This is a genomic window from Mesorhizobium sp. ESP6-5 (assembly GCF_020164695.1).
GTDB lineage: Bacteria > Pseudomonadota > Alphaproteobacteria > Rhizobiales > Rhizobiaceae > Mesorhizobium > Mesorhizobium australicum.
The window spans coordinates 1-22694 of sequence record NZ_JAIUGR010000003.1 but is presented as its reverse complement, the minus strand read 5'-3'; the positions used below and the strand labels follow the sequence as shown (position 1 = coordinate 22694).

At 63.2% G+C, this 22694-nt stretch carries 19 protein-coding genes; 16 read left to right on the top strand and 3 right to left on the bottom strand.

All coding sequences use genetic code 11. From position 1 onward, the window contains the following. The first annotated feature begins 26 nt into the window (after positions 1-26). The 10 genes from LB524_RS04780 (at position 27) to LB524_RS04735 (ending at position 12793) form a co-directional block, all read left to right on the top strand. Positions 27-2012, top strand: a complete 1986-nt coding sequence (locus tag LB524_RS04780; protein WP_224524072.1) for a CocE/NonD family hydrolase — start codon at positions 27-29, stop codon at positions 2010-2012. A 154-nt stretch (positions 2013-2166) separates the two neighbouring features. Continuing rightward, entirely contained in the window at positions 2167-3753 is a 1587-nt protein-coding gene (locus LB524_RS04775) for an ABC transporter substrate-binding protein (protein ID WP_015314325.1), read from the top strand. A gap of 16 nt (positions 3754-3769) precedes the next feature. After that, positions 3770-4729, top strand: coding sequence for an ABC transporter permease (locus LB524_RS04770; protein ID WP_224524070.1), 960 nt, complete (start codon positions 3770-3772; stop codon positions 4727-4729). 10 nt (positions 4730-4739) lie between these two features. Next, positions 4740-5564: an ABC transporter permease gene (locus tag LB524_RS04765; protein WP_015314327.1), complete on the top strand. Its 825-nt coding sequence runs from the start codon at positions 4740-4742 to the stop codon at positions 5562-5564. Next, entirely contained in the window at positions 5561-7219 is a 1659-nt protein-coding gene (locus LB524_RS04760) for an ABC transporter ATP-binding protein (RefSeq protein WP_140615074.1), read from the top strand. Before LB524_RS04765 ends, LB524_RS04760 begins: the two co-directional genes overlap by 4 nt. Before the next feature lie 223 nt (positions 7220-7442). Then, positions 7443-9029 carry an ABC transporter substrate-binding protein gene (locus LB524_RS04755; RefSeq protein WP_224524067.1) on the top strand — a complete coding sequence of 529 codons (1587 nt, stop codon included), beginning with the start codon at positions 7443-7445 and terminating at the stop codon, positions 9027-9029. 83 nt (positions 9030-9112) lie between these two features. Continuing rightward, complete coding sequence (locus LB524_RS04750; RefSeq protein ID WP_224524064.1) at positions 9113-9952, top strand: alkaline phosphatase family protein; 840 nt, start codon at positions 9113-9115, stop codon at positions 9950-9952. A 180-nt stretch (positions 9953-10132) separates the two neighbouring features. After that, a complete protein-coding gene (locus tag LB524_RS04745) occupies positions 10133-10699 on the top strand; it encodes a sigma-70 family RNA polymerase sigma factor (protein WP_023772366.1) in 567 nt (188 codons plus the stop codon). Continuing rightward, complete coding sequence (locus LB524_RS04740) at positions 10696-11364, top strand: anti-sigma factor (protein WP_224524063.1); 669 nt, start codon at positions 10696-10698, stop codon at positions 11362-11364. Before LB524_RS04745 ends, LB524_RS04740 begins: the two co-directional genes overlap by 4 nt. Beyond that, complete coding sequence (locus LB524_RS04735) at positions 11354-12793, top strand: S8 family serine peptidase (protein ID WP_224524060.1); 1440 nt, start codon at positions 11354-11356, stop codon at positions 12791-12793. The genes LB524_RS04740 and LB524_RS04735 overlap by 11 nt, the downstream gene beginning before the upstream one ends. Here LB524_RS04735 and LB524_RS04730 read toward each other — a convergent pair. Further along, positions 12765-13298: a hypothetical protein gene (locus tag LB524_RS04730; RefSeq protein WP_140875764.1), complete on the bottom strand. Its 534-nt coding sequence runs from the start codon at positions 13296-13298 to the stop codon at positions 12765-12767. The genes LB524_RS04735 and LB524_RS04730 overlap by 29 nt on opposite strands. Positions 13299-13397: 99 nt before the next feature. Here LB524_RS04730 and LB524_RS04725 point away from each other — a divergent pair, with 99 nt between their 5' ends. Next, complete coding sequence (locus LB524_RS04725; protein WP_224524058.1) at positions 13398-14306, top strand: LysR family transcriptional regulator; 909 nt, start codon at positions 13398-13400, stop codon at positions 14304-14306. Positions 14307-14364: 58 nt separating this feature from the next. Here the strand turns inward: LB524_RS04725 and LB524_RS04720 are convergent, their stop codons facing one another. After that, on the bottom strand, positions 14365-15387 hold the full coding sequence (locus LB524_RS04720) for a substrate-binding domain-containing protein (protein WP_140660091.1): 1023 nt from the start codon (positions 15385-15387) through the stop codon (positions 14365-14367). Positions 15388-15751: 364 nt separating this feature from the next. On the opposite strand from LB524_RS04720, the gene LB524_RS04715 reads away from it, so the two are divergent. From LB524_RS04715 to LB524_RS04695, 5 genes are all read left to right on the top strand, one after another. After that, complete coding sequence (locus LB524_RS04715; RefSeq protein ID WP_140615090.1) at positions 15752-17107, top strand: ABC transporter substrate-binding protein; 1356 nt, start codon at positions 15752-15754, stop codon at positions 17105-17107. Positions 17108-17280: 173 nt separating this feature from the next. Further along, positions 17281-18294 (top strand): carbohydrate ABC transporter permease, encoded by a 1014-nt coding sequence (locus LB524_RS04710; RefSeq protein ID WP_140615092.1) that lies wholly within the window; start codon positions 17281-17283, stop codon positions 18292-18294. A 1-nt stretch (position 18295) separates the two neighbouring features. After that, the gene (locus LB524_RS04705) at positions 18296-19450 is read left to right on the top strand and encodes a carbohydrate ABC transporter permease (protein ID WP_140714409.1); all 1155 of its coding nucleotides are present in this window, start codon (positions 18296-18298) and stop codon (positions 19448-19450) included. Between the two features lie 4 nt (positions 19451-19454). Continuing rightward, positions 19455-21119 (top strand): alpha-glucosidase, encoded by a 1665-nt coding sequence (locus LB524_RS04700; protein WP_224524056.1) that lies wholly within the window; start codon positions 19455-19457, stop codon positions 21117-21119. A gap of 29 nt (positions 21120-21148) precedes the next feature. Next, on the top strand, positions 21149-22261 hold the full coding sequence (locus LB524_RS04695; protein WP_015314340.1) for an ABC transporter ATP-binding protein: 1113 nt from the start codon (positions 21149-21151) through the stop codon (positions 22259-22261). Positions 22262-22334: 73 nt separating this feature from the next. Here LB524_RS04695 and LB524_RS04690 read toward each other — a convergent pair whose 3' ends face one another. Continuing rightward, positions 22335-22583, bottom strand: a complete 249-nt coding sequence (locus LB524_RS04690; RefSeq protein WP_015314341.1) for a DUF680 domain-containing protein — start codon at positions 22581-22583, stop codon at positions 22335-22337. Positions 22584-22694 lie beyond the last annotated feature (111 nt).

The following is a 22694-nucleotide window of genomic DNA, read 5'->3' as shown; positions in this document are numbered from 1 at the left end:
TCGTGCCGCGGAGCGTTATGCCTGCCATGAAAATCATCACCGAATTTCCCCGCAAGGTTGTCGAATTTCCCGATATGGGCATCGTCATGCCCGATGGCTGCCGGCTGTCGGCTCGGGTGTGGATGCCGGAGGACGCGGGCGACGATCCGGTGCCTGCCATCCTCGAACACCTGCCCTACCGCAAGCGCGACGGCACGATCTTTCGCGATCAGCTTACCCATCCCTATTTCGCCGGCCACGGCTATGCCTCGATCCGCGTCGACATGCGCGGCAATGGCGATTCCGAAGGGCTGATGGACGACGAATATTCCGAGCAGGAACTGCAGGACGCCTGCGATGTCATCGCCTGGGCGGCGGCCCAGCCCTGGTGCAATGGCAATGTCGGCATGATGGGTATTTCCTGGGGCGGCTTCAACTGCCTGCAGGTGGCGGCCAAACAGCCGCCGGCGCTCAAGGCGGTGATCAGCCTGTGCTCGACCGTCGACCGCTATGCCGACGACATCCACTACAAGGGCGGCTGCCTTTTGAACGAAAATTTCGGCTGGGCCTCGACCATGCTCTCCTATTCGTCGCGGCCGCCGGATCCGCTGATTGCCGGCGATAACAGATGGCGCGACCTCTGGATGACCCGGCTGGAGAACCTGGCCTTCATGGCGCCGCTGTGGCTCAGCCACCAGCATCGCGACGCCTATTGGAAGCGCGGTTCGATTTGCGAGGATTTTTCGGCCGTCAAGGCGGCTGTGCTGTCGATCGGCGGCTGGCACGACGGCTACCGCAACACGATCTCGCACCTCGTCACCAACATCGAGGCACCGGTCAAGGGCATCGTCGGACCGTGGATCCACAAATACCCGCACTATGCCGGCCCCAAGCCAGCCATCGGCTTCCTCCAGGAAGCGCTGCGCTGGTGGGACCGCTGGCTGAAGGGCGCCGAGACCGGCGTCGAGGCCGATCCCGACTACCGCGCCTATGTGATGGACAGCGTGCGTCCCGCGCGCTGGCATCCGGAGCGGCCCGGCCGCTGGATAGCCGAGCAGGAATGGCCATCGTCCAACATAACGATTGAAGCGCTCGAGCTCATGGCTCCGGGTGCAGGGCCTTCAACCGTCGCTTCGCCGCAAACCTGTGGGCTTGCCGGCGGCGAATACTTTCCGTTCACCTTCGGACCGGAACTGCCGGGCGATCAGCGTCCTGATGATGGGCTGTCGGCCTGTTTCGACCAGCCTGAGCTCACCAAACCGATCGAGATCGTCGGCGCGCCGGAGCTTCAGGTCCAGCTTGCCTCGGATCGGCCCCAGGCCAACATCGCTGTCCGGCTCTGCGACGTGCATCCCGATGGCGCCTCGGAACTGATCTCCTATGGCGTGCTCAATCTGACGCACCGCAGCTCGCATGAATTCCCCGAGGCGCTGGTCCCCGGGGAGACGGTTTCGGTCCGTGTCGTGCTCGATCAATGCGCCTACCGCGTGCCGGCCGGCCATCGTCTGCGCGTCGCCGTTTCGACCGCCTACTGGCCCGCTATCTGGCCCTCGCCCGAGCCGGTACGACTGACCGTGTCGGCGGCCACGCTATCGGTGCCGTTGCGCCTGCTGGCAACAGGCGACGAAGCCGTTTTCGCCGAGCCGGAAGGTGCTACGCCGTGGGCGACCGAGACGGTTCGGCCCGCCAATTCCGAACGCCATGTCGACCGCGACGAAAAGACCGGGATTGTCACGCTGTCGATAACGGACGACTTCGGCGAAGTGCGCGATCTCGACCACGGACTGGTCAACGGCAGCATTGCCCGCGAAACCTGGACCATCCAACCTGACGATCCCCTGTCAGCCTCGGGAAAGACACACTGGACGCAGACCCTGTCGCGAAATGGATGGTCGGTCCGTACCGAGACATGGGCGCAGATGCTGTCGGACACGCAAAACTTCATTGTCAGCGCCCGAATCGAAGCCTATGAGGGCGAAAAACTCGTCTTCGAGCGCGATTTCGACGAAAAGGTCCCGCGTGCGCTTGTTTGAGCGCAGAAATCATTGATCCAAATGCGACGTGCGATTTACGCCACGGCATGTCGCATTCGGTCTTGCTTACCGCTTTCCCTTGCGGTCATTATTCCCCTTAACAAGAAGCAAGAAAATCGACCGCAGAGTCGAACCAACAGAGTGAGGAACTCAAATGTCAAACGAACTGGAATTCCTTAGCCGGCGCGTTGCGTCCGGCAAACTGAGCCGTCGTGATTTTCTCGGTCGGGCGGCAGCGCTCGGCATCGCCGCGCCCTTCGCCAACGCGCTGCTTTCGAGCGCGGCGCGGGCGGCCGGTCCGGTCAAGGGCGGTACGCTGAAGGCCGGCCTGGTCGGCGGTGAATCCACCAACAGCCTGGACCCGGCGCTGATGATGACGCAGGTGCCGTTCGCCTTCGGCAAGTGCTGGGGCGAAATGATCGTCGAGCTGTCGCCGGAAGGCAAGCTCGAGAACCGCATCGCTGAAGACATCGGCTCGTCCAAGGACGCCAAGACCTGGACGCTGAAGATCCGCGACGGCGTCGAATTCCACAACGGCAAGACCGTGACCGCGGAGGACGTAGCCGCCACGCTCGAACGCCACTCGGACGAGAAGTCGAAATCCGGCGCGCTCGGCTACATGAAGGGCATCGACACCATCAAGGCCAGCGGCAAGGAAGTGGTGCTGACGCTGAAGGAGGCCAATGCCGACCTTCCCTATTTGCTCAGCGACTATCACCTGATCGTCCAGCCCAATGGCGGCAAGGACAAGCCCGATGCCGGCATCTCGGCAGGGCCATACGTGGTCAAGACCAACGAGCCTGGCGTGCGCCATGGCGGCGAGCGCTTCGCCAATTACTGGCAGGGCGACAAGATGGGCCATGCCGACCAGATCGAGGTCATCGTCATCAATGACGCGACCGCCCGCACGGCAGCGCTGCAGGGCGGCCAGGTCAACATGATCAACCGCGTCGAGCCGAAGATCGTCGACCTGATCAAGCGCGTGCCGGGCGTGACCATCCGCAACCATGCCGGTCCCGGCCACTACGTGTTCATCATGCATTGCAACACGGCGCCGTTCGACAATAACGACCTCAGGATGGCGCTGAAGCTGGCGATCGACCGCGAGGAGATGCTGACCAAGGTGCTGCGCGGCTACGGCTCGCTGGGCAACGATTTCCCGATCAACGCGTCCTATCCGCTGTTCAGCGAGATCGAGCAGCGCAAGTACGATCCCGACAAGGCCAAGTTCCACTACAAGAAATCAGGCCATGACGGCACCGTTCTGCTCAGGACCTCGGACGTGGCTTTCCCCGGCGCCGTCGATGCGTCCCAGTTGTTCCAGCAGAGCGCGGCCAAGGCCGGCATCAAGATCGAGCTCAAGCGAGAGCCCGGCGACGGCTACTGGAACGAGGTCTGGAACAAGCAGCCCTTCTGCGCCTCCTACTGGGGCGGCCGCTCGACGCAGGACCAGATGTATTCGACCGCCTATCTGTCGACGGCAGACTGGAACGACACGCGTTTCAAGCGCCCGGATTTCGACAAGATGGTGCTGGCGGCGCGCGCCGAACTCGACGAGGCCAAGCGCAAGCAGATGTACCATGACATGGCTGTCATGGTCCGCGACGACGGCGGCCTGATCCTGCCGATGTTCAACCAGTTCATCGACGCCACCGGCGCCAAGGTCGATGGCTGGGTGGATGATCCGCACCAGGAACTGATGAACGGCTACGCCCTGGCGAAGTGCTGGCTGCAGGCCTGAGTCCGGCTGTGCAGAGATGTCTTCACCCATCCTGAAACTCATTGCCCAGCGCATTGCGCTGGGCATCCTCCTTCTGTTGGCCATCTCGGTCCTGATCTTCGCCGGCACGCAGATTCTGCCAGGCGATGTCGCGCAAGCCATTCTGGGACAATCCGCGACGCCGGAATCGCTCGCCAATCTGCGCGAGCAGCTCGGGCTGAACGACCCCGCCTATGTCAGGTATTTCCACTGGCTCGGCGGCGTTTTGACCGGCGACCTCGGCACGGCGATGTCGAGCGGGCAGGATATCGCGACCTCGATCAAGTCGCGCCTGTGGAACACACTGTTCCTCGCCTTCTGGGCGGCGATCGTGGCCGTACCGCTGGCCATCATCCTGGGCCTGATCGCGGTGCGCTACCGCAACGGCTTGGTCGACAAGCTGATCTCCGGGCTGGCACTGGCCTCGACCTCCTTCCCCGAATTCTTCATCGGCTATGTGCTGGTCTATTTCTTCGCCGTGAAGTGGCAGATCTTTCCCGGCATCTCGACGGTCTACGAAGGCATGCCCTTCGGTGAGCGGATGCAGGCGATCGCGCTGCCGGCGACGGCGCTGACGCTGGTGGTGCTCGCCCACATGATGCGCATGACGCGAGCGGCGATCCTCAATGTCATGCAGTCGGCCTATGTCGAGACGGCGGAACTGAAAGGCCTGTCGGCGTTCAACGTCATCCGCAAGCACGCCTTCCCCAATGCCATCGCGCCGATCATCAACGTCGTCATGCTCAACCTCGCCTATCTCATCGTCGGCGTCGTCGTGGTCGAGGTGATTTTCGTCTATCCCGGCATGGGGCAATATCTCGTCGATCACGTCACCAAGCGTGATGTGCCAGTGGTACAGGCCGTCGGCCTGATCTTCGCCGCCGTCTACATCAGTCTCAACATCATCGCGGACATAGCGGCGATCGTCGCCAATCCGCGTCTCCGCCATCCGAAATAGGGGGGCTGATATGCTCGATATCAAACGCATCCCCATCCCCGCGCTGATCGGCATCGTCCTGACGGCACTGTTCGTGCTGGCGGCGATCTTCGCGCCCTGGATCTCACCCCATGACAACGCCGAAATCGTCGGCGATGTCTGGGAGCCGATATCGGCGGCGCATTGGCTGGGCACCGACAATCTCGGCCGCGATTTGCTGTCCCGGATGATCTATGGCGCCCGCATCACCTTGTTTATCGCCGTGCTGGCCACCGCGCTGTCGTTCTCGCTCGGCGCCATACTTGGCTTTTCGGCGGCCGTGTTCGGCGGCTGGTTCGATACGATCCTGTCGCGCCTCGTCGATCTCCTGATGTCGATCCCGACATTGATCATGGGCCTGGTGGTGCTCTCGGTGCTGCCAACCAACCTGGTGACGCTGATCCTGGTGATGGGCATTCTCGACTCGACGCGCGTCTATCGCCTGTCGCGCGCGGTCGCCGTCGATATCAACGTCATGGACTATGTCGAGGCCGCCAAGCTGCGCGGCGAAGGCAGCGCCTGGATCATCTTCCGCGAAATCCTGCCCAACGCGCTGTCGCCGCTGATCTCCGAGCTCGGCCTGCGCTTCATCTATGCGGTGCTGTTCCTGTCGACGTTGTCCTTTCTCGGCCTCGGCGTGCAGCCGCCGGACGCCGACTGGGGCGGCATGGTGAAGGAGAACAAGGACGGCATCGTGTTCGGCATAGGCGCCGCGCTCATTCCCGCGGCCGCGATCGCAGCACTGGCGATCTCGGTCAATCTTGTGGCCGACTGGGTGCTGAACCGCACGACAAGCCTGAAGGGAGGACGCGGATGACGGCCGACGTGAAGGCAAAGTCCACCCCTCTGCTCGATATCCGCAATTTGCGAATCGAGGCGACGGTCTATCCGCCAGGTGAGGCGCCGAAGAATATCGTGCTGGTGCACGACGTCTCGCTGACGCTGGAGAAGGGCAAGGTGCTCGGCCTGATCGGCGAATCCGGAGCCGGCAAGTCGACCATCGGCCTGTCGTCCATGGGCTATGGCCGTGGCGGCGTGCGCATCACCGGCGGCGAGGTGCTGCTCAACGGCCGCGACATCCTGAAGGGCGGCAAGGAAGGTTTCCGCAAGCTGCGTGGCCGCGAGGTCTGCTATGTCGCGCAGTCGGCGGCGGCCGCTTTCAACCCGGCGCACAGGCTGATGGACCAGGTGGTGGAAGCCACGCTGCTGCACGGGACGGCGACACGGGCGGAGGCCGAGAAACGCGCGATCGCGCTGTTCAAGAAGCTCAGCCTGCCGAACCCGGAAGCCATCGGCGAACGCTTTCCGCACCAGGTGTCAGGCGGCCAACTGCAGCGCGTCATGACGGCTATGGCGCTGTGCTCGGAGCCTGACCTGATCGTCTTCGACGAACCGACGACGGCACTCGACGTGACGACGCAGATCGACGTGCTGGCGGCGATCAAGGACGCCATCCGCGACACCCATGTGGCGGCGCTCTATATCACGCACGATTTGGCCGTCGTCGCCCAGGTCTCGGACGAGATCATGGTGCTGCGCCATGGCCGGCTGGTCGAATGGGGCGGCACCCGCCAGATCATCAAGGAGCCGCGCCAGGAATACACCAACGCCCTGGTTTCGGTGCACGAGATCGAACATGCCGAGCAGAACCCCGGCACCACGCCGTTCCTGTCTGTCAAGAACGTCACCGCTGCCTATGGCGGCGGCCAGGTCAAGGTGCTGAAGAACGTCTCGGTCGATATCTACCCCGGCCAGACATTGGCCGTGGTTGGCGAATCCGGCTCAGGAAAATCGACGCTGGCGCGCGCCATAACCGGACTTTTGCCACCCGAGCAGGGCACCGTCACGTTCGACGGACGCCCGTTGGCCAACCGGCTTGCCGACCGGCCGAAGGAGGATTTGCGCCAGCTGCAGATGATCTATCAGATGGCCGACGTGGCGATGAACCCGCGCCAGACCGTCGGCACCATCATCGGCCGGCCGCTCGAGTTCTATTTCGGCATGCGCGGCAAACAGCGCGATGCCCGCGTCGCCGAACTGCTCGACAAGATCGAAATGGGCAAGGGCTTTGTCGACCGTTACCCGGCCGAGCTTTCCGGCGGCCAGAAACAGCGTGTCTGCATCGCCCGCTCGCTCGCGGCAAAACCCAAGCTGATCATTTGTGACGAGGTGACCTCGGCGCTTGACCCCTTGGTGGCGCACGGCATCCTGAAGCTTCTGCTCGAACTGCAGAAGGAGGAGAACGTCGCCTATCTGTTCATCACCCACGATCTGGCGACGGTGAAGTCGATCGCCGATTCGATCGCTGTGATGTATCGCGGCGAGGTGGTGCGCTATGGTTCGAAAAGCAAGGTGCTGACGCCCCCCTTCGACGATTACACCGACCTTCTCTTGTCATCGGTCCCGGAGATGGAGATCGGCTGGCTGGAAAAGGCGATCAAGGGGCGGCGCATGGCCAGCGCGGGGAACTAGCGCAGTTCACCGTTTCACGGAAACGGTGAACTGCTCTATCTCTTTGTTTTCACGCAATTCCGGATGGAAAAACCGTTCACACTTTTCCTGGAATTGCTCTAGGCACCCAGCGATCCGCCAACCAGGGGAGATGGCGGCCGTCATCCGCATGCAACACTAGGGCGCCACACGTCCTTTGGACGGGCGCCACTGGTGCGGCGTTGTTTTCAACAAGGGGTAGGACATGAAGACTGAACTCGATCATCTCGCCGATCTCGCTGGCCAGGGCCGGATATCGCGCCGCGACTTTCTTGGCCGCACCGCGGCGCTTGGCGTGTCCGCCGCGCTGGCAACGACGCTGGCCGGGAGGGCCTTCGCGCAGAGCCCGGTCAAGGGCGGCATCATCAAGGCCGGCCTGCAGGGCGGTGAATCGACCAACAGCCTCGACCCTGCCCTGAACCTCAGCCAGGTAACCTACAGTTTCAGCAAGCAGTGGGGCGAGTATCTTGCCCGGCTAAGCCCAGACAACAAGCTGGTAAACCTCATCGCCGAAGACATCGGCGCTTCCAAGGACGCCAAGACGTGGACGATCAAGGTCCGTGATGGCATCGAATTCCACAATGGCAAGACGGTAAACGCCGAAGACGTTGCCGCCACCATCGAGCGCCATGCCGACGAGAAGTCGAAGTCGGGTGCGCTTGGTATCCTCAAGAACATCAAGGGCGTCAAGGCGAGCGGCAAGGAAGTGATCGTCACGCTCGGCGATGCAGACGCCGACTTCCCCTATCTGATGGCCGACTACCATCTCGTCATCCAGCCGAATGGCGGCAAGGACAACCCGAATGCCGGCATCAGCGCCGGTCCTTACAAGGTCACCGTCAACCAGCCGGGCGTACGCCATGGCGGCGAACGCTTTGCCAACTACTGGCAGGGCGACAAGGCCGGCCATGCCGACCAGGTCGAGATCGTCGTCATCAACGACGCGACGGCGCGTCTCGCTGCCCTCCAGGGCGGTCAGGTCCACATGATCAACCGCGTCGAGCCGAAGGTTGTCGATCTGGTCAAGCGCATTGCCGGCGTAAGTATCGAGAACGTGTCTGGCAAGGGCTACTACCCGTTCAACATGTTCTGCGACACCGCACCCTTCGACAGCAACAATCTGCGTATGGCGCTCAAGCTGGCCATGGACCGCGAGGAAATGCTGGAGAAGATCCTGCGCGGCTACGGCTCGGTGGGCAACGACTTCCCGATCAACGAAGCCTACCCGCTGTTTACCGCCATCGAGCAGCGCAAATTCGATCCGGAAAAAGCCGCCGCCCTCTACAAGAAGTCGGGCCATAGCGGCTCGGTCCTTCTGCGTACCTCCGATGTCGCCTTCCCCGGCGCCGTCGACGCCGCCCAGCTCTATCAGCAGAGTGCGGCCAAAGCCGGGATCAAGATCGAGATCAAGCGCGAGCCCGGCGATGGCTACTGGTCCGAGGTGTGGAACAAGAAGCCCTTCTCGCTCTCCTATTGGGGCGGCCGCGCCACGCAGGATCAGATGTATTCCACCGGCTATGTCTCGACGGCCGACTGGAACGACACGCGCTTCAAGCGGCCGGAATTCGACAAGATGCTGTTTGCGGCGCGCGGCGAACTCGATCAGGACAAGCGCAAGGCGATCTACCACGACATGGCGGTCATGATGCGCGACGAAGGTGGCCTGATCGTGCCCTTCTTCAACCAGTTCATCGACGCGGCCGCCACCAACAAGATCAGCGGCTGGGTCAAGAACCCGATCGGAGAAATGATGGATGGGTACGCGCTGGGAGAATGCTGGCTGAACGCCTGACATCTGTCTCATATTGAAAAGCGCCGCGTGTCCGAACGACACGCGGCGCACTCGTTTCAACAGGCAATCGCGTGGAGCAACCCGTGGCGATCCAATCCAAGCTTCTGCTGATCATCCTCGATGGCGTTCCCTACCGCAACTGGCGCCGGCTGATGGGCAATCTCGAGGGTTGGGTGCAATCGGGCGAGGCGCGGGTGTGGAAGATGCGCTCGGTGCTGCCGTCGACCTCGGCCTGCTGCTATGCCTCGATCCACACCGGCGTTTCGCCACAGGTGCACGGGATCCTGTCCAACGAAAACCGGTTTCGCGTCGGACAGCCCGATATCTTCTCGGAAGTCAGCAAGGCCGGCGGCAGGACCGGCGCGGTTACCCATTCCTACTGGTCTGAATTCTTCCGTTCCTACCCCTTCGACCTCGTCGAAGACATGGAATATGACGAGCCCGGCGGGCCGATCACGCATGGCCGCTTCCACACCATGACCGGCTACAATCTCAAGAACCAGATGACGCCGAGCGATGTCGACCTGTTCGCGACGCTGACCATGCTCACCCGGCGCCACGACATCGACTACGGCATCCTGCACACCTGCACGCTGGACTCGATGGGTCACCGCTTCGGTCATGACTGCCACGAGATGGACCATGCCTGCTACGCCATGGACGGCATGCTGGCGGCCTTCCTGCCGGGCTGGATCGAAGCCGGCTACGAGGTCATGGTCACCGCCGACCATGGCCAGACCGACCGCGGTCACCATGGCGGCCATGACGACGAGATGCAGGATTTCGCGCTGTATTATTTCGGACAAGGCAAAGGGCCGGAAGCCGACACGCTGCTCGACCAGTTGCAACTGGCGCCAACGGTGTTGAGCCGGCTGGGCGTGCCGGTGCCGGCGACGATGAAGGCGAAGGCTTTTCTCACCTGATCGAGCGGCTGGCGCCTCCCTCATCCGCCTGCCGGCACCTTTTCCCCCTAAACGGGGCGAAGGGATGCTCTGGCAACCGCCCCGCTCTTCGGTTAGCCTCCCAAAATTCCTTGGCGGAGGATGAACCTTTTTGGACCGATCGGCGACAGAGCAAACAGGAGCCAGGCGGCTCGACCGGCCATGACAGCGGCGACGGAGACCGATCGCGCGCTTGTCGACCGGGTCGCGAAGGGCGACCGGGCCGCCGTGCGGCTCCTGTTCATGCGTCACCACGCGCGGGTCTACCGCTTCGTGGCGCGCCAGACGGGATCGGAAATGATGGCTGACGATATCGCCAACGAGGTGTTTCTCGAACTGTGGCGCCAGGCGCCGGGTTTCGAAGGGCGCTCCGAAGTCTCGACGTGGCTGCTCGGCATCGCCCGCTTCAAGGCGCTGTCGCTGCTGCGCAAGAAGAAGGAAGACTGGATCGACGACGAGGCCGCCGCCGCGGTGCCCGACAGCGCCGACACGCCTGAGGTCGTCACCATGAAGGAGGATAAGGCCGCCGCCTTGCGCCGCCTGATTGACGCCCTGCCCGAGGAGCACCGCACGGTGATCGACCTCGCCTATTATCAGGGCCAGTCGGTGACCGAGATCGCCGAGGTGCTCGACATTCCGGTCGCGACCGTCAAAACCCGTATGTTCTACGCCCGCAAGAAACTCGGCGAAGCCCTGAAAGCCGCCGGTTACGACAGGGGGTGGCCATGAGCGCCGCTGAAAAGATGTCGCGCCGTGACGAAATGGAGACGCTGCTGCCGTTCTACCTGAACGGCTCGCTCGAAGGATCGGATCTGGAAGCCGTCGAGGAATGGCTGGCCAACGATCCCTCGGCACTTGCCGCGCTTGGCGAGGCGGAAGCCGAGTTCTCCGGCACGGCGGCGGCCAATGAGGCGATCCGCCCGCCGGCCGATGCGCTCAGCCGCTTCGCCAAGGCGCTGGACGCAGAGGCCGGGCCTGCACGCAGGCCGGCAGGATCGTCCTGGCTGGCGCAGGCGTGGGGCCGTTTCATGGCGGTGCCGGTCGGCGTCGCCTGGGCGGCGGCCGCGGTTCTGCTGGCCTTGATCGCGGTGCAGTCGCTGGTGCAGCCCGGCGGCAAGGGCGGCAATTTCGAGATCGCCGGCGCACAAGACGATCTGGCCAAATTGCCGTTTGCGCTGGTCAAGTTCAAGCCGGACGCCAGGATGGCCGACATTGCCGTCTTCCTCGACGCCAACAAGCTCAAGATCATCGGCGGACCGACCGCCGATGGCATCTTCAGGCTCGCCATTCCGGCGACGACAGCCGCCGACTACGAGAAGGCGCGCAGCCTTATTGCCGCCCAGCCTTTCGCCGAGACTGTGATCGAGGGAAGGAAACCTGTTGATGGCGGCTGAGGCGGTCATTCGATTTGCGGCTGTCCTTGCGGCGGCGATGACAATCGCCGCCGTGCCTGTGTCGGCGCAGACCAACGACGGCAATCCCGAGCGGGCCAAAATCGATTGCAGCAACGAGGCCAATGCAATGGCGGCCGACTGCGTCAAGGACGGCGGCGCCACCAAAGGCGGGTCGGGTGCGGCCCAGGCCAGCGCCGTTTTTCTGCCCGCCTTGATCGTCGACCTTTTCCCCAATCCGGCCGCCCCTCCTGCACCGGTGCCAGCACCACGGCCGGAGCCCGCGACTTCCCCCGGGGGCAACCAGGCCGGCCCGCCAGCAAGTGGACCGATCGTCTCGCCGACCGATCTCATCGCCGTCCAGTCGCGGCGCGCCGTGACCGGGGAGTTCGTGCCGGACGAGGTGCTGGTGACGGTCGATGGCGATGCCGGCGCCGTGCAGCAGATCGCCGCTTCCTTCGGCCTAGAAGTGCGCTCGCAGCGGCAGTCCCGGCTGCTTGGCGCCACTTTGGTGCGTTTCGGCATTCCCGATGGCCGCCCTGTCGGCGTGGTGCTGGCGCAGCTTGCCGCTGACGGCCGCACGCGGCGCCGCGAGCCCAACCACATCTACTCGCTGCAGCAGGCGGCCGGCATCGTCAACTATGCCTTCGACCGCATCGCGCTCGACGCCAAACGGGCCAGCGGCGAGAACGTGCGCGTCGCCGTCATCGATACCGGCATCGACGACAGCAATCCGGCGCTTGCCGGCGTCATCGCCGCGCAGTTCGACGCCATGCCCGACGTGCCGATCGAAAAGCGCGACCACGGCACTTCGATCGACGGTCTGATTGCCGGCGTCGGCCCGCTGGAAGGCATGGCGCCGGGCGCCAGGATCTACCATGCGCGCGCCTTCGAGGGCGGCAAGTCGACCATGGACGTCATCCTGTCGGCGCTCGACTGGGCGGCGGACCAGAATGTCAGCATCATCAATATGAGCTTCGTCGGACCGAAAAACGACCTGCTCGGCACCGCCTGCCGCAATGCACGGGCGCTTGGCATGGTGCTGGTGGCGGCGGCCGGCAATAACGGGCCGAAGGCGCCCTACGGCTATCCGGCCGCCTTTGACGGCGTCATCGCCGTGACGGCCACCGACGCCAAGGATGCGCTGATGCCGCAGGCCAATCGCGGCGCCTATGTGTTCATTTCCGCGCCCGGCGTCGAGATGGTGGCGCCGAGCGGCGCCGGCTCGGATGTCGTTACCGGCACGTCGTTCGCGGCCGCGATCGTCAGCGGCGCCATCGCCAACCTCATCCATGCCACGCCCGACCGCTCGGCCGACGACATCGAGAAGGCGCTTGCGGCGACCGCGAAGGATCTCGGGCTTAAGGGGCGCGACAATGATTTCGGCTACGGCCTGCTGGACATCAAGGCTGCAGGGACTGCGAAGGAATAGCCAGCGACGGCTCACGCGGCGCTTTGCCGGGACGAAGCAGGAACCAGAACGCGGCGATGTGCGTGATCATCAGCAGCGGCACGTAGATGATGGGGATCGCGTAGGTGGCTCCCAACTGCTCCGCGTGCTCGGGAAGGCCTTCCTGAACCGCGTGGTAATAGTCGACGACGAGGTCGGCCATTCCGACGAGATTAAAGGCGACGACGAACGACCAGAAGAGCAAGCGAACTCTGACCGTCAGCAATGCCAGCATGGCCAGCACCCCGGTGGCGAAGTCGCCATAGGCAGCGAACATGGCGAAGCCGGCAGGCAGATTGGGGCCGACGACGCCCGGAAGCAGGAACACGAGACCGAAGAAGCGGAAACTGTGCAGCGTGGCAATGGCGCGTTGCGCCGCCATCCGATCCATCGAGTCCAGCCATGGCAGGCCATATGCACCGAAGCAAAGCAGCCATGCGACATAGCCCAGGACGAGTTGGATCTGGAACAGCATCGGCGTTGACATCGGTTCCCTCGCAACAGGTGGTCATGCGGTCCCGCGCACTTCGACCGTTAGCTAAGACTGCTTTCATAGTTCGGCCATCCGCTGTAATCAGAACAGCCTATGAAGCAGAGATACACAATCCGGCACGGTGCGTTGGACGGGGTCGAGGTATTCCTGGCCGTCGCGCGGCATCGTAACTTCCGCCGTGCCGCGGCGGAACTGGCGGTAACGCCGTCCGCGGTGAGCCAGGCGGTGCGCGCGCTGGAAGCCCGCATCGGTGCGGCCCTGTTTGCCCGCACGACCCGAAGCGTCGGCCTGACCGAGGCTGGCCAGCGGTTCCTCGACCGCGCCGGACCTGCCTTCAAAGAGATCGTGGCCGCAGGCGAGGTCGCCCGCGATGTCGGCCAGCGGCCGACCGGGCTTTTGCGACTGTCCGTGCCCCGCGCGGTCGTGCCGCTGATCCTGGAGCCTATGATCGCGTCGTTCTGCCGGGCCTATCCCGAGATCGAACTGGAGATCGCCGCCAGCGACGAGATGATCGATCTCGCCGCCGGCGGATTCGATGCCGGCATCCGGCTGGGCCAGTTCATCGCGCCCGACATGATCGCGGTGCGGCTAACGCCGCCCTTCTCCTTCGTGGTCGTCGGCAGCCCGGACTATCTCGAGCGCCACGGCCAGCCAGAACAGATCACCGATCTGCGCCACCACGCCTGCCTGCGCCTGCGCCGCGCGAACGGCGCCATCGCACCCTGGTCCTTCGCCGACGGCAACGGGGCGATCGAGGCGGTCGTCTCGGGCCCGCTGATCGCGCATGACTATCCAACCTTGCTGGGGGCCGCGATCCAAGGCGTCGGCCTGGCGCAGACGCCTCGGCCTGTCGCCGACGGCGCAATAGAACAGGGAAAACTCAAACCGGTGCTGGAACACTTTGCCGGCGCGACACCTGGCGTCTTCCTCTATCATCCTGGCAAGCGTCAGGTCCTGCCGAAGCTGCGCGCCTTCATCGATCATCTTAAATCCGCGGGCTGAGACAACGGGTAGAGGCAGCGCAGAAGTCGTTCCAGCAATTGACCCCGCTGGCGAGTGGTCAGGCCGGCGCGCCGGCGACCGATCCCCTGACCACCAGGTCGACTGGCCAGACCTCGCCGCGCGCGCCCTCCTCCAGTCCCGATATCCGCGCCGCCAGCCGCTCGGCGATGCGTGCGCCGGCCAGCCGGATCGACGAGCGCGTCGTGGACAGCGGCACGGAAAAATTCTCCGGCTTCAGCCAGGGAAAAACGTCGTCATGGGCAATCAGCGAGACGTCGCCGGGAATGCTGAGGCCAAGGTCGCGCACCGCGCGCACGACGCCGAGCGCCATGATCAGGCTGGAACAGGCGATTGCCGTCGGCGCGTCGTCCTGTTCGAGCAGGCGCCGGGCGGCGCGATAGCCGTTCTCCTCGGTCATGACGAGCGAGCAGACATGGCGATCGTCCAATGCCAGGCCACTGGCGGCCAGCGCCCGGCGCAGGCCGCGCTCGCGGTGGATGGCAAAGGTCTCGCGGTCGTCGCCATTGATCAGCGCCAGCCGCCGGTGGCCGAGTTGGACGAGCAGCCGCGCGGCTTCGTGGAAGGCGCCTTCATTGTCGATGTCGAGAAAGGGATAGTCGAAATTCAGGCCCTCGCTGCGGCCATGGACGATGAAAGGAATGCCGAGCGTGTTGACCAGCGCCACGCGCCTGTCCTGCGGCCTCGGCGAAGAGATGTAGACGGCATCGACCTGCCGGTTGGCGACGATGCGGCGGTAGGTCGTTTCCTGGTCATCGGCATCGGTCGGTGACAGGACAAGGTCGAGCTCGTGCGAGCGGGCATAGTCGCCAAGACCGGACAGGAATTCGACGAAATGGGGATCGATGTCGACGGCTGCACCCGTCGGCAGGACATAGCCGATCATTCCGGACTTACCCGTGGCCAGCCGGCGCGCACTCGGATTGGGGCGATAGCCGTGGCGCTTGGCTGCGTCCACGACACGCCTGCGGGTTTCCTCGTTGACTTCGGGATAGCCGTTCAGCGCCCGGCTTACCGTGGTCTGGGAAAGCGCCAGCATATGCGCGAGTTGCTTGAGGTTCACGAGAGGCCTCCCTGCCTCAAAGCGCTTTTAAATTGAATCGACCCAAACGCCACAAGGGCGTGGCCAACTCCACATGGACCATAAGCGTGCCGGGGCCCGGTTTGAAACGAAAATTGCTGCTGCAGTGCCGAAAAAGCATGTTGCGGTGCAAATTTTTGGACCCTGGCAGACGGCGACTAAATCGATTAGTTCCTGCTCCCCCTTGACACCCGTCCGATTCAGTGGCGAGATCAACAAAGCCAAAGCGCTTTGGAAGACTGTTCGAAAGGTTGCGGTTCCCTTGCGACTGAGTCACAGTCCTGCGGCGTCGGCGGGCGGAATGGAGGTTCCGTCCGGTGTGTATGACCCACTGGGAGGAATACCGATGAAGAAAATGCTTTTACTGGGTGTTGCGTCTGCCGCATTCGCCCTGAGCGCGCCCGCGCATGCCGAACTGAAGTTCAAGCCGGGCGAGGACAAGCGCTTCAACTGGGCGAATTACGAGGACCTCAAGAAAGTCGACCTCAAGGGCGAGACCCTGACCATCTTCGGACCGTGGCGTGGCGAGGACGAGACGCTTGTCCGGTCGGTACTTGATTATTTCTCCGAAGCCACCGGCGCAGAGGTCAAATATTCCTCGTCCGAGAATTACGAGCAGCAGATCGTCATCGACACCCAGGCCGGCAGTCCGCCCAACATCGCCGTCCTGCCGCAGCCGGGCCTCATCCAGGACCTCGCTTCCAAGGGCGTGCTGACCCCGCTCGGCGACGACGTCGCAGCCTGGGTCAAGGAGAATTACGCCGCCGGCGACTCCTGGGCCAAGCTCGGCACTTACAACGGCAAGGACGGCAAGCCAGGCTTCTATGCCTTTCCCTACAAGATCGACGTGAAGGGGCTGGTCTGGTACTCGCCCGACAATTTCGAGGAAGCCGGCTACAAGGTGCCGAAGACGCAGGAAGAACTTGCCGAACTCGAGAAGAAGATCATCGCCGATGGCGGCAAGCCGTGGTGTATCGGGCTTGGTTCGGGCGGCGCGACGGGCTGGCCGGCGACCGACTGGGTCGAGGACATCATGCTGCGCACGCAGACTCCCGAAGTCTACGACAAGTGGGTGAAGAACGAGATTCCGTTCAACGACCCGGCCGTGGTCAACGCTATCGACATCTTCGGCAAGATCGCCACCGACGACAAGATGGTCGACGGCGGCGCCAAGGCGGTCGCGGCGACCGACTTCCGCGACAGCCCGAAGGGCCTCTTCACCGTACCGCCGAAGTGCTACATGCACCATCAGGCATCGTTCATCCCCTCCTTCTTCCCGGAAGGCGTGAAGCTTGGCCAGGATGCGGACTTCTTCCCCTACCCGCCCTACGGCTCCAAGCCGGAGCTCGGGACGCCGCTGGAAGTCGCCGGAACGCTGGTGATGATCACCAAGGATTCCAAGGCATCGCGCGAATTCATCAAGTTCCTGCAAATGCCGCTCGCGCATGAATTGTGGATGGCACAGAAGAGCTTCGTCACACCCTTCAAGGGGGCCAACAAGGACGCCTATGGCAGCGATGCGCTGAAGAAGCAGGGCGAGATCCTGGTCGGCGCCACGACGGTGCGCTTCGACGGCTCCGACCTGATGCCCGGCAAGGTCGGCGCCGGCTCGTTCTGGACTGGCATGATCGACCTGGTCGGCGGCAAGTCCGCCCAGGACGTCGCCACCGACATCCAGAAGAGCTGGGACGCCATCAAATAGGCCGCTCCGGCGCGACCTGATCTTTCCTCATCTTGCTACTGGATTCGGGCTACGGCCCGGATCCGACCGGCGGGGCACGCCGGAAGCTTCGCATTTCGATTGTTCCGAATAACTGAAAGTCGGCGCATCGGTCGCCAGCACCGCTGGCCGGTCACGCGCAGGGAGAGGGACCCATGGCGGCTCAGATTTTCTCGGCAATATTCGTCATCATCATCGGCGTCGGCGGCTGCGTCGCCTATTTCTGGGGCGCCAACAAACTGCTTGACCTGATCTTCCCCGCGCGCGGAGTGTCCGGAGCGGCTGCCGTCAACAATCTGCGCCGGCAGGGATTGGTGCGGCCCTGGTTGTTCGTGGGTCCGGCGCTGATCATCCTGACCATCTACCTGGTCTATCCGGTGATCGCGACGCTGTGGCTGTCCTTCTTCGATCGCGGTGGCACGAGTTTCGTGGGGTTCGCCAACTATGAATGGGCGCTGCGCGATCCGGATCTGCGAAACGCCATCCGCAACAACATATTGTGGCTGGCGGTGGTGCCGGCGGCCTGCACCTTCCTCGGCCTGATCATCGCCGTGCTCACCGACAAGATATGGTGGGGAACGATTGCCAAAAGCCTGATCTTCCTGCCGCTGGCCATCTCCTTCGTCGGCGCCAGCGTGATCTGGAAGTTCATCTACGAATATCGTGGCCAGGGCCAGATCCAGATCGGCCTGCTCAACGCCATCATCCAGTATTTCGGCGGCCAGCCGCAGGTCTGGATATCGCTGCCGTTCTGGAACAACTTCTTCCTGATGGTCATCCTGATCTGGATCCAGACCGGCTTTGCCATGGTCATCCTGTCCTCGGCGCTGCGCGGCATCCCCGAAGAAACACTGGAAGCCGCGGTCATAGACGGCGCCAATCCGTTCCAGATCTTCTGGAAGATCATGGTGCCGCAGATCTGGGGCACCATCGCGGTGGTATGGACCACCATCACCATCCTGGTGCTGAAAGTGTTCGACATCGTTCTGACCATGACCAACGGTCAATGGAACAGCCAGGTGCTGGCCAATCTGATGTTCGACTGGATGTTCCGCGGCGGCGGCGATTTCGGCCGCGGCGCGACCATAGCCATCATCATCATGATTGCCGTCATTCCGATCATGGTCTGGAACATCCGCCAGGCCAACAAAGAGACGGGAGGGCACTGAGATGGCCGTCGCGACCGGAAATTCCTTCGCCAGCCGTTTCGGCGTCCATATCGCAGTGCTCGTCTTCGTGGTGATCTGGACCATCCCGACGCTCGGCATCCTCGTCTCGTCGCTGCGCGACAAGGACCAGATCATCGCCTCGGGTTGGTGGAATTCCTTCGCCAGTTCCAGCCAGACGGAAGCCGGGCGACTGCCGGCCGCCTCCACACAGGTAGAAAAGGACGGCAAGTTCGTTCTCCAGGGCAACATCTTCGGCGACGGGGCCAAGCGCGCGATAAGCGCCTTCGGCGTCAAGGCGGCGGCACCGACGCAGTATCCTGCCGGCACATCAGCCGATCTCGGTGACGGCGTGACCCTGCAGCTCAACGCCGACGGCAGCTTCGTCATGGCCTCGCCAAAGGCGTTCGAGGGCGACAGGGGCCAGCGCGTCTACTATGCTTCGTCGGCGCCGCCGAAATTCACCACTGACAATTATCAGACCGTGCTGTTTTCCGAAGGCATCGGCCGCTCCTTCATGAATTCGCTAACGGTCACCATCCCGGCGACCGTCATCCCGATCCTGATCGCGGCCTTTGCGGCCTACGCACTGGCCTGGATGCGCTTTCCAGGCCGCGCGCTCCTGATCGCCGTCGTCATCGGCCTGCTGGTGGTGCCGCTGCAGATGTCGCTCATTCCGCTCCTGAAGCTTTACAATGGCGTCGGCACGTTCTTCGGCGTGCCGTCCAAGACCTATCTCGGCATCTGGCTGGCGCATACCGGCTTCGGCCTGCCCTTCGCCATCTACCTCTTGCGAAGCTATATTGCCGGCCTGCCGCGCGAGATCATGGAATCGGCGCGCATCGACGGCGCCAGCGATTTCGAGATCTTCGTCAAGATCGTGCTGCCGCTGTCCTTCCCGGTGCTTGCCTCCTTCGCCATCTTCCAATTCCTGTGGGTATGGAACGATCTCCTGGTGGCAATGGTTTTCCTCGGAACAGCGCCCGATCAGATCGTGCTGACGGCCAAGCTCAATGCGCTGCTTGGCTCGCGTGGCGGCAACTGGGAGATCCTGACGACATCGGCCTTCATCACCATCATCGTGCCGCTGATCGTCTTCTTCTCGCTGCAACGTTATTTCGTCCGCGGGCTGCTGGCCGGCTCGGTGAAAGGAGGTTGAGACCATGCAATCGGCTTTGAAGGCGACTGCGAAACCAGACCCCGCCATCGACCGCGACTGGTGGCGGGGCGCGGTGATCTACCAGATCTATCCGCGCAGCTATCAGGATTCCAATGGCGACGGCATCGGCGACCTCAAGGGCATCATCGGCAGGCTGCCCTACATTGCCGCCCTTGGCGCGGACGCCATCTGGATCTCGCCTTTCTTCAAATCGCCAATGAAGGATTTCGGCTATGACGTCTCGGATTATTGTGACGTCGACCCGATGTTCGGCACGCTGGCGGATTTCGACGCACTGACGGCGGAGGCGCACCGACTGGGCCTCAAGGTGATGATCGACGAGGTGCTGTCGCATACCGCCGACATCCACCCCTGGTTCAAGGAAAGCCGCTCGAGCCGCACCAATCCCAAGGCCGACTGGTATGTCTGGGCGGATGCGAGACCCGATGGCACGCCGCCCAACAACTGGCTGTCGATCTTTGGCGGCTCGGCCTGGCAATGGGACACCAGCCGCCAGCAATACTACCTGCACAATTTCCTGGCCGAGCAGCCCGACCTCAATTTCCACAACCGCGAAGTCCAGGACGCGCTGCTCGACGTCACCCGCTTCTGGCTGGAACGCGGCGTCGACGGCTTTCGCCTCGACACCATCAATTTTTACTTCCACAGCCAGGGGCTGGAAAACAACCCGCCGCTGCCGCCGGAACAGCGCAACGACCAGACGGCGCCGGCGGTCAATCCCTACAACTACCAGGACCATATCTACGACAAAAGCCGACCGGAAAACCTCGCCTTCCTCGAGCGCTTCCGGGCGCTGCTCGACGAGTACACGGCGACCGCAGCGGTCGGCGAAGTCGGCGATTCGCAACGCGGGCTGGACGTGGTCGCCGCCTATACCGCCGGCGGCAAGCGCGTGCACATGTGCTATTCCTTCGACTTCCTGGCGCCGGAAAAGATCAGTGCCGCCAAGGTCCGCTCGGTGCTGGAAGCTTTTGGCCGGGTGGCCAGCGATGGCTGGTCGTGCTGGGCGTTTTCAAACCATGACGTGATGCGACCGGCCTCGCGCTGGGCCGCCGACGAGGCGGACCCGTCGGCCTATCTCAAGGTCATCTCGGCATTGCTGATGTCGCTGCGCGGTTCGGTCTGCATCTACCAGGGCGAAGAACTCGGCCTCGGCGAGGCCGACCTGCGCTTCGAGGATCTGCAGGATCCCTACGGCATCCGTTTCTGGCCTGAATTCAAGGGCCGCGACGGCTGCCGCACGCCCATGGTGTGGGATGGCAATGCAAGGAATGGCGGCTTCTCCCAGGCAAAACCCTGGTTGCCGGTACCGGCCGAGCATCTGCCGCAGGCGGTCAACGTGCAGCAAGGCGACGAAACCTCCCTGCTTGAGCATTACCGGCGCTTTCTTTCTTTCCGCCGCGCCCATCCGGCGCTGGCCAAGGGGGACATCGCCTTCATCGAAAGCCAGGGCGACACCGTCGCCTTCACCCGCCGGTCGGGCAATGAGGAGATCGTCTGCGTCTTCAATCTGGGCGCAAGGCCGGCGAAGGTTGACCTCGGCAACCGAACCCTGCAACCTTTGCCGGGACACGGGTTCTCCGGGCAGGCGAGCACCGGGTCGGTCGAGCTCGGCGGCTATGGCGCCTGGTTCGGACGCATAGGCTGAAACATCCGAGGAATCACTGGAGGAAACCAATGGCCGATGTCAATTTGAGACAAGTGAAGAAGTCCTATGGCAATCTTAACATTCTCCACGGCATCGACCTCGACATCAAATCGGGCGAGTTCATAGTCTTCGTCGGCCCGTCGGGCTGCGGCAAGTCGACCTTGCTGCGCTCGATCGCCGGGCTCGAGGAAATCACGTCGGGTGAACTCAAGATCGACGGCCACGTGGTCAACGACGTGCCACCCTCGAAGCGCGGCATCGCCATGGTGTTCCAGTCCTATGCCCTCTACCCGCACATGACCGTCTACGACAACATGGCCTTCTCGATGAAGATCGGTGGGGAAAGCAAGGCCGAGATCGACAAAAGGGTTCGGCAAGCCGCCGAGATCCTGCAGCTGACCAAATATCTCGACCGTCTGCCCAAGGCGATGTCGGGCGGCCAGCGGCAGCGCGTCGCCATCGGCCGCGCCATCGTGCGCAATCCGAAGGTGTTCCTGTTCGACGAACCGCTGTCGAACCTTGACGCCGCATTGCGCGTTGCGACGCGCATCGAGATCGCCAAGCTCAAGGAATCGATGCCCAACACGACCATGATCTACGTCACGCACGACCAGGTCGAGGCGATGACGCTGGCCGACCGCATTGTCGTGCTGAAGGACGGGCACATCGAGCAGGTCGGCACGCCCATGGAACTCTACAAGAACCCCGGCAACCTCTTCGTCGCCCAGTTCATCGGCTCGCCGGCCATGAACATCCTGCCGGCGACGGTCGACAAGACGGGCAATCCGACCATCGTCAGCCATGTCGGCGGCCGCAAGGCGACGGTGCCGATCGCGACACCTGCTTCGGCAAAGGGAGCGGCGGTCAGCTTCGGCGTACGGCCGGAAGATCTCGCGATCGCCAGCGGTGCGGATTATCTGTTCGAGGGGACCGTCGATTATCTCGAACAGCTTGGCGAGGTCCAGCTGGTCTATGTCGATATCGGCCGGGCCGACCTGCCGCTGGTGACCAAGCTGCCGGGCAATGTCGAGGTCAAGCGCGGCTCGACGCTGCGGCTGACCGCCAATGCCGGCGATCTCCATATCTTCGATGCGGATGGTCGCTCCTTTGCCCTCCACGAAGCGGAAGCAAAGGCGGCCTGAAGACGGCCGTCCGGTAATGAAAGAACAAGAGCGGCGGGCCTGGCCCGCCGCTCTTCTTGTCTGCACAGGCTGGTTAGTTGTTGCCGAAGAGATTGCGATCGGCACCCTGATGGGCCGGCTTCTGCACGTCGCCGGACGAGTTGAGCAGCTTGTAGACAGGCGAATCGCTGTTGCGGATCGCACCTGTATGCGACGTATCGACATTGACAGTCGACGAAGCAGTGGGCTGGTTGACGCCGTTGGAGCCATAATTGTCGCTGCCGGCGAAGGCGCTGCCGGAGACGGCCAGAACGGCGGCGGCGGCAATGAGGATCTTGTTCATTTTAGGTACTCCTGAATTTTGGAAGTCCCGCGGACCGGCGGGCCAGAGCCCACCGGCCGTGGGATGGCCGTTAATGGCCGAAGAGGTTGCGGTCGCTGCCCTGCTGGACAG